Annotated in this window: 1 protein-coding gene; it reads left to right on the top strand. The window is 65.8% G+C overall.

The annotated features are described in order from the left end of the window. Positions 1–266: DEAD/DEAH box helicase (locus tag ACVA6Q_RS24715; protein ID WP_446649231.1), on the top strand; the 266-nt coding region annotated here is incomplete at both ends.

Here is a 266-nt window from a genome sequence, read left to right as displayed (position 1 = left end):
GAAGAAGTGGGCGTGCGCGCCGCCTTCCTCAATTCGACGCAAACCTACGAAGAAGCGAGCCGCATCGAGCGCCTGGTGCGCACGGGCGGCATCGACGTCGTCTACGTGGCGCCCGAGCGCCTGATGACGCAGCGCTGCCTGGACCTGTTCCAGGCGTCGAAGATCTCCCTGTTCGCCATCGACGAGGCGCACTGCGTGGCCCAGTGGGGCCACGACTTCCGCCCCGAATACATCAAGCTGTCGGTGCTGCACGAGCAGTTCCCGGA

It is taken from the genome of Vibrio sp. DNB22_10_4, from assembly GCF_052879755.1.
The sequence above is the reverse complement of the archived record's forward strand: the minus strand, read 5'-3'. Positions and strand labels throughout refer to the sequence as shown.